This window comes from Bythopirellula polymerisocia, assembly GCF_007860015.1.
Classification (GTDB): domain Bacteria; phylum Planctomycetota; class Planctomycetia; order Pirellulales; family Lacipirellulaceae; genus Bythopirellula; species Bythopirellula polymerisocia.
Map to the genome: position 1 here is coordinate 576631 of NZ_SJPS01000003.1, position 13090 is coordinate 589720.

Consider the following 13090-nt stretch of genomic DNA (forward strand, 5'->3'; position numbering starts at 1 on the left):
CTTTTTACAACTACGAATCACGTGCCTGTCGCTTAAACTCTATGAAAAGTAAACCCATGAAATCAGCCTGTGGAATAATTCCTCCTCTGGTTACACCGCTCACTGACCAGTACAAAATCGATGTACCAGGACTTGAAAGACTGATCGAGCACGTCATTTCCGGTGGTGTGCATGGGCTGTTTGTCTTGGGAACAACCGGTGAGGGACCATCGCTAAAGTATGATGTGCGGCGAGAGATGATCCGTCAAACTTGTCGAATCGTCGCCGGGCGAATTCCTGTGTTTGTAGGCATCTCTGATACGGCGATAAGGGAATCGATCGCGCTGGCCCAATTCGCTGCGGATACTGGCTGCGATTTTGTAGTCGCTGTCCCTCCCTACTATTTCCCACTTGGGCAGTGCGAGCTGCTTGCGTATTTCAAACAATTGTTGTCTGAAATGCCTTTGCCGACGTTGCTCTATAACATGCCTGCTGTGACGGGGATGACGATTGGCACTGAAACGGTTCGCCAATTGCTGGATCAGGACAATTTCGTAGGTCTAAAGGATAGTTCGGGAGATCTGGAATACTTCCAAGATATCTTGTCCGTTACTTCAACTCGTCAAGATTTTTCAGTATTGGTCGGTCCGGAGCACCTACTGGCCACGACCCTTCCCATGGGTAGCGATGGTGGTGTGTCGGGAGGAGCAAACATTTGGCCCGGACTCTTTGTTGAGCTATATGAATCTGTTATCGCAGACAAAAACTTTGATGCTGCTCCCTTGGCAAAGACTATAGCGAGATTCGGTGAAATCTATAAGGTTGGCCCGCAATCTGTGACCGCAACAGTAGCACGTCTCAAGGGGGCTCTCTCCATCCTCGGCATATGCAACAACAAAACAGCCCCACCTATCGCTGGTATCGGCTCGAACGAGCAGAAGCAAATCGAAAGCATTTTGCAACAACTTGGAAGAGTACCTAGCCATCCGCAAATCCCCCAAATAGCATGAGAAACTGTCGCCGACAACGCGAGTTGATTTGCCATGCCTTGCCAGCAGCTCAGGCATACACTCATTCTCTATGCTCACGGTTTGTCCCAGCAATATCGTCGCTGATACTTTGTCTTTTTGCGAATACTTGGCTTATTGTGGGCGAATCTGCGGCTGCAAAGATCAACTTCAGCCGTGACATACGACCGATCCTTGCTGACAAATGCTTTCATTGCCATGGCCCGGATCCATCAAATCGAGAGGCGGATTTGCGACTAGATCTGTGGGAAGCTGCAGAAGAAAGCGCGGCCAGCAGTGTCATTGTCGCGGGAGATCCTGAAGCAAGTGAACTGATCAATCGGATCATCTCTGGAGACACCTCTGAGCAGATGCCTCCAGTCGAATCGGGGAAGTCGTTGCCAGACGAACAAAAGGCCCTCTTGAAGAAATGGGTTGAAGAGGGCGCCATTTACGAAAAACATTGGGCATTTGAAGCACCTACTCGTCCACAATTGCCATCAGTCCGCAACGAAGCCTGGGTAACCAATCCTATTGATTTTTTTGTGCTGGCGCGTCTTGAGTCGGAGGGCATCCAGCCCTCGCCCCAAGCCAAACCACATACACTTCTGCGCCGCTTATCACTCGATTTAATCGGTTTGCCACCAACGATCGAAGAAATTGAATACTTTCAGAAGTTGCCCGAACAGAGTGCATATAAGCGAACTATTAAGCAATTACTTGCTTCTCCACATTTTGGAGAAAAGCATGCGCGCGAGTGGCTCGATGCGGCGCGCTATGCGGACTCTGACGGATATGAAAAGGATCTGCCCCGAGAAGTGTGGATGTATCGAGACTGGGTGATCAATGCTTTTAACAATGACATGCCCTACGATCAGTTTATTGTTGAACAAATTGCCGGGGATTTACTTCCCGAATCAACTCAAAGCGAGCGAATTGCAACGGGTTTTATGCGTAACTCAATGACGAATCGAGAGGGGGGAATCGATCCTGAGCAATTTCGGATGGAAGCTATGTTCGATCGGATGGATGCTATTGGCAAGTCCGTCCTGGGGCTTACCGTGCAGTGCGCTCAGTGCCACACTCACAAGTACGATCCCCTTACGCATACCGATTACTATCGGATGTTTGCGTTGCTCAATAACTGTGACGAGGCCGAGATCTCTGTCTACACTGCTACCCAGCAAAAACAGCGTCAACATCTCTACCGCGAGATTGAAGAGATCGAATCGGACCTCAAGAGAGAAACTCCAAACTGGCAAGAGCTGATGTCAGAGTGGGAGAGTTCGCTAGTAGACCAAGAGTCCGGTTGGCAAATCGTCCGTCCTGAGGTTGATACTAGTGGTGGTCAGAAGCATTACCTCCTGGAGGATGGCTCAATCCTGGCGCAAGGGTATGCACCTCCGACATTAACTTCCAATTTCAAGGCGGAAGTCGAAGCAACATCTATCACTGCTGTACGACTCGAATTGCTCAACGACCCCAACTTGCCGCGAGGTGGACCTGGACGTTCTTCACTTGGCCTTTGCGTTTTGTCGGAGATTAAAGCAGTAGCTGCCCCCCTAAGCAATCCGCAGAAAAAGACTGAGCTTAAGTTTATTCATGCCACATCAGACGTTAACCCTAAGAAGGAAAAACAGGAAAGAACTTCGGATTATGAATCCAAACCTGACCGCTTCACTGGGCCCGTTGGATATGCTATCGACAGTGATGATACAACTGCCTGGGGAATCGACATCGGCCCCGGGCGCAGTAATGTTCCTCGCGAAGCAGTCTTTGCACTAGACAAACCCTTCGATAGCGAAGAAGCCTTTATCATCACGTTTTCCTTAGTCCAGTCTCACGGAGGCCGGCGGATTGATTCCCCCAACACCAATAACCTTGGTCGATTCCGGATCTCCATCAATTCCAATAGCACTCCAACCGCCAATCCAATTCCGAAATCCGTCCGCGAAATACTATCCATCCCCGCCGATCAAAGGACTCCCGATCAGCTGGACCAGGTCTTTAGATATTGGCGCACGACAGTACCTGCATGGAAAGACGCCAACCAGAGAATTGAAACTTTGTGGAAGAAGCATCCGCCAGGCAATTCCCAACTTGTACTTCACGAGCGGGAGCAACCCCGGACTACATGTCGACTCGACCGTGGAAGTTTTCTCAACCCCGCAGAGGAAGTTCAGCCAGGAGTACCCGGATTCTTACATTCGCTGGAAGTTGAATCGCCCAACCGCCTTGACTTTGCTCGATGGCTTACCGACCGACGCTCACCAACGACTGCACGCGCGATCGTAAATCGAATTTGGCAATCATATTTTGGAACGGGCTTGGTGGAAACTTCTGATGATTTTGGTCTGCAGGGAACTCCTCCAACTCATCCCGAACTACTGGACTGGCTGGCGGTGGAACTAATGGACAACAATTGGAGTCAAAAGCATATTCATCGTCTGATTGTTAACTCTTCAACCTACCGCCAACAATCAAAAATTACTCCAATCTTACTGGAGCGTGACCCGGAAAATAGACTTCTCACTCGCGGCCCGCGCCAGCGACTCAACGCAGAAATTGTGCGCGATGTTTCTTTGACCGCATCTGGATTGTTGGACCTCAGCCTGGGTGGCCCCAGCATTTATCCACCTGCTCCTGAGTTCTTGTTTGTACCTCCTGCCAGTTACGAACCCAAGTCATGGCCTTACGCTGCGGGAACAGATCAATACCGTCGATCTCTCTATATATTTAGGTTTCGGTCAGTACCTCATCCGGTCCTTGAGACATTCGATGCACCTAGTGGCAATGTCTCCTGTGTTCGCCGTTCCCGATCTAACACTCCTTTGCAAGCTCTGACTACACTCAATGAACCTCTCTTCTTCGATTGCGCACGCGCCTTAGCAGAAAAGACACTTGATTTGCAGGACCTGTCAGATAGAGAACGGCTTACCTATGCATTCCGCCGTTGCTTGACCCGTTCACCTCGAGAAGAAGAATTGTCAGTACTGCTAGATTTTCTCAATCTACAACAAAGTGATTTGTCGCAATCCAGAACTGGCGAAAATCAACTCGTTGTCACACACGAAGAGCAACCGAAGACACCTCGCTCCTCGGAAATCCAAGCAAAACAAGCGGCTTGGACTGCCGTCTCTCGAGTACTTTTGAATCTCGACGAAACAGTTACTAAGGAATAAATCAGTAAACTAGTTTCCCCATTGGTTTCCTTTTTGCTATGTTGGGGAGTAGTTGCACAACCAACTGGTGCTGAAACCATGAATTGTCAATCCTACTTATCTCAACACATACAACCCAAAACATTGGCTCGCCGATGGTTTCTGAAGGAGTGCGGTGTTGGTTTGGGAGCTATCGCTCTTAGTCAACTTGCCGGCATTCCAGGGGCTCATGCCAGCGCCGACCCGATTGCACCTAAGCAGCCACAATTCACACCCAGAGCCAAGAATGTCATTTTTCTATTCATGGCAGGTGCACCAAGTCATTTGGAATTATTCGACTACAAGCCAGATCTTGTAAAGTTCAACGGGACGCTCCCTCCGCCAGAATTGCTGGAAGGTTATCGAGCCGCATTCATCAAACCTAATTCCAAACTGATGGGACCGAAATTTAAATTTGGCAAGCATGGAGAATGCGGCGCCGAAATTTCGGAGTTGTTGCCCCACTTGGCTGGAGTCGCCGATGACATCACTATCATTCGATCAATGACCACCGACGCTTTCAATCATGCGCCAGCTCAATTGCAGATGAGTACGGGATCCCAACAATTCGGAAAGCCGAGCTTGGGGGCCTGGACGCTCTACGGGTTAGGGAGCGAATGTAATAATCTTCCCGGCTTTGTGGTATTTAACACCGGCAAGAAGGGCCCAAGTGCCGGTAGTGCGAATTGGGGCAGTGGATATCTTCCGCCTGTTTACCAGGGAGCTCCTTTCCGGACTGTGGGTGACCCGGTGCTCTACCTCTCAAACCCTCCCGGAGTTGACCGCGAACTTCAGCGCGAGTCGTTGGATGCCATCAACGCTCTCAATCAGCAACATTTCGCTGAGTTTGGCGATCCGCAAATCGAAGCGAGAATACGATCCTTCGAAATGGCTTATCAAATGCAGGCTACGGCTCCCGATGCAAATGATATTTCTCAAGAACCGCAACACGTCCTGGATCTCTATGGGGCAGAACCTGGAGTGCGATCTTTTGCAAATTCTTGTTTGTTGGCTCGAAGATTGGTAGAAAGGGGTGTACGCTTTGTCGAGATCTTTCACGAGTCGTGGGACCAACATGGCGATTTGGTAAAAGACATAAAACAAAACTGCCAGGATACCGATCAAGCCTCTGCGGCACTTATTGCCGATCTTAAGCAACGTGGGCTATTAGAAGATACTTTGGTAGTTTGGGGGGGCGAATTTGGCCGCACTCCGATGGTCGAAGGTGACCATAATGATGGCCGAGATCACCACCCTAATGCGTTTACGATGTGGTTGGCTGGAGGAGGAACGACAGCTGGGTTAACCTATGGTGAGACCGATAGTCTAGGATTCAATGTCGTTAGCGAACAGGTACATGTTCGTGACCTCCATGCCACGATACTTCAACTTCTTGGTTTTGATCATTCACGGCTCACCTACAAGATCCAAGGTCTCGACCAACGACTTACAGGAGTGGAAGAGGCTCGTGTGATTGAGGAAATTATCGCGTAGATGGTTCGAGTGAATGCTCAAAATCATTTTTAATTCAATCTTTTTCTTGTCTAAATGTAGAGGTGATCACGATGTCTCGTTCAAATCTTTTCTTTCTTGCCGTCGCTGTCGGTGCCATTGCCATGGCATTTTGGTATCGCCAACAGGTTTTTCAAGAGAAACCTGTACCCACCACTCCCAAATTGGCTTTTGTAACCGGTGGATCAGGCCCTTATTGGCAGCTTACCGCCGAAGGCGCGCGAGCCGCGGCAAAATCGCTGGATTGTGAACTGGATGTTGAATTGCCTCAGGATGACGAAAGCTTGGATCAGCAAATGACCATCTTGACGCGTCTTAATTTGGACAAACTTGACGGTGTTGCATTGAGCCCGCTAGATGCTGAAGGCCAAACCAACATGATCAACCGCATTCAGCAACAGACTAACGTTGTTACCTTTGACTCCGATGCTCCTCATTCGATGCGCCGTGGCCATGTAGGGACCAGCAACTATGGGGCGGGAGGAATCTGCGCTCGCCTTGTAGCCGAAGCCTTACCGGATGGTGGCGACGTGCTTGTGTTGATGGCCAATCTGACTAAAGAAAACATGATCGACCGAAAAAGCGGATTTGAAGAAACTCTCAACAAGCCACCTGCAGAAGGGGCAGAAGAGAAATCGACCCCACAATATAACATTGTTGGTTTCCTAATTGACACAGGAGACGCGACTATAAGTAAGCAGAATATTAAAGTCACTCTCAAATCTCATCCAGAGCTGGCATGCATCGTCGGTATGAACTCACAGCATGCAGCGATAATTATGGATGTCCTCAAAGAAGTGGATAAACTTGGTAAAATAAAGGTGGTCACGTTCGACGCAGAACCCGCAGCTCTAGAAGGTATTGAGGCAGGAAATATTTATGCAACCATCGCCCAAGATCCCTATAAGTATGGATTTGAAGCAACTCGTATGCTTTCAACGTTGAGCCGTAGTGGAGCTGATGAGCTTCCCATCGTCGGTGGAGGAACGGTAAACATCAACGCTGAGCCGATCCGTCAAAATGAGTTAAAGGAGTTCAAAGATAGACTTCTGGCTAGAACTACAAAGCCTGAGAAGCCAAAGGATGTTAAGAACTAGAGATTTCTAAGTTTAGTTTATCTCCCAGAGACTTTTCCGCAGTCTATTCAATCGCTCGGGCTGAGTATGCGCTCTTTATGCCTGCTGGTGGCATCGTTGGTATTCGTTCCTGTAGTCCCCCTTCAGGGTGCCACTGCATCCATTAGCTTTGAGGTTGTCGATTTAAAATGCGACTATGCGTGCGATCCACTCGGCATCGATAACGTTGAACCCCGTCTGTTTTGGCAAGTGCGCAGCACTTCCCGTGGTCAACACCAAACGGCTTACAAAATACTTATCGCCACTTCGCCAGAGCTACTGGACGAAGGCAAGGGAGATCTATGGGATACCGGGAAACAAGTCTCAGATAAAACGACTTTCATTCCTTACCAAGGCCAGCCTCTGAAGTCGTCGCAGCAGGTCTTTTGGAAGGTTCGCGCATGGGATGCCGAGGATCAACCGTCACAATGGAGTCGCACGGCCACCTGGACCATGGGCATCTTACGTGACGAAGATTGGCAAGCAAAATGGATCGTTGCTCCATGGATGTCGGAGGCCTTATTAATCCGCAAGGATTTCAGCGTTCGACGTGGCTTGCGTCGTGCCATAGTTCACATTTGCGGATTGGGGCACTTTGAGCTATCGCTCAATGGCAAAAAATCGACGGAAAATCTCCTTTCGCCAGGATGGAGTAAATACAACAAGACGTGTCTTTACGAAACGCACAACGTCACGGAGTTACTCCAAGAGGGTCCGAACGCTGTAGGTCTTGCTCTTGGCAAAGGAATGTATCACACCGAACGGCGAAATCGATTTAGCAAATTCCAAGGTAGTTTCGGTCCAATGCGAGCATTTGGCCAGATCGAATTGGAGTACGAAGATGGTTCACGTGAGGTAGTTCCAACTGACGAATCATGGCGCGTTTCACGCGGCCCCGTGACATACAATGATGTCTATGGAGGCGAGGACTATGATGCTCGTCTCCTGGAAAACAGATGGAACCGCGCCGGATTTGACGATGTACAGTGGACCTTGGCGGTCGAACTTGTACGCCCTAGCGGAAAACTTCGTGGATTCTCTGCTAGTGCACCCCCAATTCGAGAGATAGAAGCAATTGAGCCTATTTCTGTTAATGTCTTAAATGAAACAACAGATGTAGTCGATCTAGGGCAGAACGCATCCTACATGCCTCGTATCTCCGTAACTGGTCCTGAAGGGAGCACCATTCGGTTGACGCATGCCGAGGTACTCCACGAAGATGGAACCATCAACCGCAACACATGCGGAGGCAATCGTGGTCCTGCTTACTGGCAGTACACCAAAGCGACAGATGAACCGGAAAATTGGTTTCCCCAGTTTTTTTATGCCGGCTGCCGCTATCTCCAGGTGGATAAGATGCCAGCCCAGGAAGGCGGTGAATTGCCACAATTGGAACATTGCGAGGGGATCGTTGTTCACTCATCAGCCCAACCAGTCGGAGATTTCTCTTGCTCGAATGAACTACTAAATCGGATTCGCACACTAGTTCGTTGGGCGCAGAGATCGAATATGGTTTCCGTACTTACGGATTGTCCCCACCGTGAGAAATTAGGTTGGCTTGAGCAATATCATCTCAACGGACCTTCGATCCGCTATGAATTTGACGTACCGCAAATCTTTTCCAAAGGCATGCGCGACATGGCGGACTCGCAACTCGACGACGGCCTGGTTCCAAACATTGCTCCCGAGTATGTCGAGTTTCCCGGGACCTTTCGCGCAGCAGCTGAGTGGGGATCAGCAGTAATTTTGGTTCCCTGGCAACAGTACTTATTCACCGGCGATATGAAGCTGCTTGAAACCTACTATGAATCCATGCAGCGGTACATGGATTATCTCGATTCGCACGCTGCCAATCATATCGTCAGCGAAGGGCTTGGAGACTGGTATGATCTCGGACCGGCCGACCGGCCTGGTTTTGCTCAACTCACTCAACCCCCGATCACTGCCACAGCTTTCTATTATTTGGATGCAAAACTGATGTCAAAGATTGCCGGGTTATTGGGTAAAGACGGCGATTCTCAAAAATATGCTGACCTTGCCGGCGAAATACGTAAGGCCTGGGTCAACGAGTTTCGCAACGCAGATGGTACCTACGGGAAGAATTCCCAGTGTGTCAATGCGATCGGCTTAGAAATGGACCTTGTCGAAACTAATCATCGAAAGCAGGTGCTGGAAGCCTTAGTCAAAGGTGTTCGCGACAACAATAATGCAACCACGTCAGGAGATGTGGGCCATCGTTTTGTTTTACAAGCACTCGCTCATGGGGGTTTCTCCGACTTGATCTACGAGATGATCAACCAGGACGATCGACCCGGCTATGGCTATCAACTCAAAAAAGGGGCAACCAGCCTGACCGAAGCATGGGATGCGAATCACCATTCGTCTCATAACCACTTCATGTTAGGTCACATTACTGAGTGGTTTTATGGCCAATTGGTTGGCATTCAATTCGACCCGACCAGTCCAGGTTTCAAAAAAAATATCATCGCTCCTAATCCTGTAGGTGATCTTGAGTGGGCTGAAGCTACATACGAAACTCTGCACGGACCCATCAAGGTGCATTGGGAACGGGAGAAGGGAGGCTTGAGGCTCCAGGTTGGTATTCCGACGAACACCACTGCCACGGTCTACTTACCTGCAAGCGCAGATTCTACCATTTTTGAAGGTGGCAAAAAGGCAGAGGAAAGCGAGGGTGTGCAGAGCATCCGCCGAGAGAATAAGCAGGCCATCATCGAGATAGAATCCGGCGACTATGAATTCCTTACCTCTAAAGGATGAGTTCGCTCTAATCCAACTCAGCTATTCGAATATTGCGAAAGCTTATCGACATCTCATTTCCCGGATGCAACTGCAAGCCGATTGGGCCTTCTTCGACCGCAGTCTCCGAGTCATAGTTCAATACATGTTGATTGTTGAGCCAAACAGCATAATTCTTCCCCTTGGCCACAATTGTTAAAGTATTCCAGTCGTCTGGCTGGAGTAGCTTCTCAATCCCTTGGGCTTCTACCGAATACCCTTTGCCGTCAATGTATGGCGAAGCAGTCAAATCTCGTTTCAATGAACCGGAAATACCGATTTGAATCTGCTCCTTCGAATCTCGCAGAAACACTCCAGAGTCGACAACTCCGTCGCCAAATCTAAATTCACATTCGAAAATAAAATTAGCGTACTCGCGCTCAGTCCATAAGTTGGAACCGACTCGCTCGGGGTCACTCGTTGCGGTTAGAGAACCCTCCTCAACTTTCCACCAGACGTTATTCTCAGGCACCTGCCAACCGGTCAGATTCGTGCCGTTGAATGCTGAAGGTAGTTCCTGCCCGTTGGCAGAACTACCCAGTGTGGCACCAATCGCACACAATAAGATATACGTTTTGAGTGCTATTCGAGAGTTGTACATACAATTTATTCCTTTTCTGGGAGTGAATTTGAATCAAATAGTCCTCTTGCTTTGAGTTAAGAGGTACTGTTCATTTGTTGGCTTATCCGGCCGAGGAAACGATATGTTCCAGAGTCTGCTAATATAACCGTGTATTCTCCGATGCGATCAGTTATCTGCATGTACTGGCATTTCTCGAGGGTCTCGCCTTCCAGCATGATGCTTTCTGCTTCGCAAGGCAAATAGATTTTGGCTTTTGTATTCGCTGGTACGGTTACATGTAGGTTGAATGTCGTTTCAGTTCGTTCCCAACGGCTTCGGATGGTTCCATGAATGGAGTTGTAGCTCGCTCCAGCATGCTCCAGAGCACCTCCAATATAAGGCTTAATCACAAAATGTTTGAACCCTGCGATATCCGGATCTAATTCGATCCCTGCCACATGACGGTAAAGCCATTCGCAAACGGAACCGAGGGAGTAATGATTGAAGGAATTCATCTGGGGGTCAAAGAACCCTTCTTCTGCTGTCCAGCCATTCCAGCGTTCCCAGATGGTAGTGGCACCATGAAGCACGGGATAAAGCCAGGAAGGGTAATCCTCTTTGGCGAGCAATCGATAGGCCACGTCGGAATGACCAGTTGTAGTTAATACAGGATTCAAGTGACCGATTCCAATAAAGCCGGTACTCAAATGCCAGTCGAGCTGCTCAATGTTTTCGACCAGATGCTCCGCTGCACTTTCTCGCACCTTTTCCGGAAGCAGGTCGAATGCCAACGCCAATAGATAAGCGGTTTGCGTTTCTACTGAAAGTCGCCCATCCCCTTTGAGCCATTTTCCTTGAAACGCCTCGCGCACACGCTGTTGTATCGCATCGAATCGCTCGGCTTCCCGCTCCTTGCCCAGCATCCTTGCCATTTGTGCCATTTTCGCGGCATCATAGGCCCAAAAGGCGGTCGCGAGCAACGTCTTCATCTCGGACTGCGTGCGAAAGCTCGTATCTGATGGAATACACAACCAATCGCCATAATTGTTGCCAAGGTTGTTACTGCGAATTCCATCTGAGTTTTTGATTTCCAGCCAATCGAGCCAACGCACCATCGCATTCCAATGGCGTTCGACGATTCGACAGTCTCCATATACGCGCCAGAGTGTCCAGGGGATTATAATCCCAGCATCAGCCCAACCTGCTCCGCCCCCCAACCCATCAAGCCCGACGAAATTTTCTCCTTCGCGCAGTCGAGGTGCCACATCGGGAAAGATGCCATCAACATCCTGAGAATCCGTGACATCAACCATCCATTTGGTAAAGAACGCAGCGACATCCATATTGTAGGTAGCCGTGCGGAGAAAGACCTGCGCATCTCCCATCCAACCCAACCGTTCGTCGCGCTGGGGGCAATCGGTTGGAACGCTGAGGAAGTTTCCCTTCTGGCCCCACAGGGCATTTTTCCACAGCCGATTTACCAAGGGGTGAGAGCACTCGAACACGCCTGCGGGCTCCGTAGAGGACATGACAACGCAGCCACGAACACTATCAAGCGGAAGCGGCGTCTTGAGTCCTGAGATTTCTACGTACTGAAATCCATGAAATGTAAATCGCGGCTGCCAGTTCTCTTCTCCGCTACCTTTGAGAACATAGACATCGGTTGCCGTGGCTCGCCGCAGATTTTCAGTATAGAGCGACCCATCAGGGTTCAACCGCTCGCCAAAGCGAAGTTGAACACGTGTACCTAATGGGCCGGTGACTGAGATCTCAATCCAGCCTGCGATATTCTGGCCGAGATCGTAGACGAACGTATCTGCCGCGACCTGATTGACTGAAACTGGGGTGATTCTCTCGACAACTCGCACCGGCTCGCTGCGCTGGGCAACTAGGGGCAATGGCTCTGGTGTATCCGCCTGCACATTGTTAGAAAAACCAAAATGGGGGATGTGTATTGTAGGAGGCTCAACTTCCAAGACTGGCAACCATTCGGCATCGTCGAACTCGGCCCGATCCCAACCGTCATGCTCCCGACGAGCGTCATAGGTTTCCCCCATCATAAAATCACTGAAGAGAATAGGCCCCGTATTGCACAGCCAAGTCCTGTCGCTGCCGCATACCAGAATCTGGCCATCCTCTAATTCGATCTCAAGTTGCAATAGCAAGCTGTTTTCTAAGGTTCCGTATTGCCCTCGGGTCTCTTGCCACCCGATGTAGCCGCTCCACCAACCATCACCCAGCATCGCACCCAGAGCGTTTGCTCCCTGAGCAAGATGATCTGTGACATCAAATGTTCGATAGTGCAATCGCTTGTTGTAGTCGGTCCACTCTGGCACGAAGCGGTCCTGCGTGACTCGACTACCGTTAAGCGTAAAGTCAAGTAACCCTCGTGCCGTGGTGTAGAGAGTTGCGCGAAGAATTGGCCCCCGCAAATTGAATTCCTTGCGGAAAAGTGCCGGTGTGCCTGGCTGCGTTTCGGTTCCTTGGATTGCCTCTGGATCACGCTGGATAATGGCGGAGTCGTGGGTGATCCAGCGGGCTTGCCAGTCACTCAGCTTCAAGAGTCCCATGGTCCACAAAGCCGGCTTGCTGGTCGTAGTATCACCTCTTTCATCCCAGAGCGTGACTTGCCAATGGCAGGTCATGCGAGAACAGAGGTTCGCTCCTTCGTATTCAATTTGGCAAGTTTGATCGTTCTCGACGCGCCCACTATCCCACAAGTCAGCCTGTCCCGCTTCAAGCCCTTGGATGGTACTTGCAACTTGTATCCACCAGGCAATCTGTCGCGCGCCGCGTCGGCCACTTTGCATCACCCAACTCAGCCGTGGGTGAAGCTCGTCTATTCCTAAGGGATTTGTCAAATACTCGCAGCGAAGGTGCTCGACTCTCGTGGCTTCATCCATGGCAATACTCTTGATA

Annotated in this window: 7 protein-coding genes; 5 read left to right on the forward strand and 2 right to left on the reverse strand. The window is 49.9% G+C overall.

All coding sequences use genetic code 11. From position 1 onward, the window contains the following. Positions 1-56: 56 nt before the first annotated feature. The 5 genes from Pla144_RS11890 (at position 57) to Pla144_RS11910 (ending at position 9591) form a co-directional block, all read left to right on the forward strand. A complete protein-coding gene (locus tag Pla144_RS11890; protein WP_197530612.1) occupies positions 57-989 on the forward strand; it encodes a dihydrodipicolinate synthase family protein in 933 nt (310 codons plus the stop codon). Then, the gene (locus Pla144_RS11895) at positions 986-4168 is read left to right on the forward strand and encodes a PSD1 and planctomycete cytochrome C domain-containing protein (protein ID WP_146450888.1); all 3183 of its coding nucleotides are present in this window, start codon (positions 986-988) and stop codon (positions 4166-4168) included. Before Pla144_RS11890 ends, Pla144_RS11895 begins: the two co-directional genes overlap by 4 nt. Positions 4169-4246: 78 nt before the next feature. Next, complete coding sequence (locus Pla144_RS11900) at positions 4247-5680, forward strand: DUF1501 domain-containing protein (protein WP_146450889.1); 1434 nt, start codon at positions 4247-4249, stop codon at positions 5678-5680. A gap of 71 nt (positions 5681-5751) precedes the next feature. Beyond that, the gene (locus tag Pla144_RS11905; RefSeq protein WP_146450890.1) at positions 5752-6795 is read left to right on the forward strand and encodes a substrate-binding domain-containing protein; all 1044 of its coding nucleotides are present in this window, start codon (positions 5752-5754) and stop codon (positions 6793-6795) included. 66 nt (positions 6796-6861) lie between these two features. After that, on the forward strand, positions 6862-9591 hold the full coding sequence (locus Pla144_RS11910) for a family 78 glycoside hydrolase catalytic domain (protein ID WP_146450891.1): 2730 nt from the start codon (positions 6862-6864) through the stop codon (positions 9589-9591). A gap of 7 nt (positions 9592-9598) precedes the next feature. Here the strand turns inward: Pla144_RS11910 and Pla144_RS11915 are convergent, their stop codons facing one another. Next, positions 9599-10210, reverse strand: coding sequence for a 3-keto-disaccharide hydrolase (locus tag Pla144_RS11915; protein ID WP_146450892.1), 612 nt, complete (start codon positions 10208-10210; stop codon positions 9599-9601). A gap of 56 nt (positions 10211-10266) precedes the next feature. Beyond that, positions 10267-13074 (reverse strand): family 78 glycoside hydrolase catalytic domain, encoded by a 2808-nt coding sequence (locus Pla144_RS11920; protein WP_197530613.1) that lies wholly within the window; start codon positions 13072-13074, stop codon positions 10267-10269. Between the last annotated feature and the right edge of the window lie 16 nt (positions 13075-13090).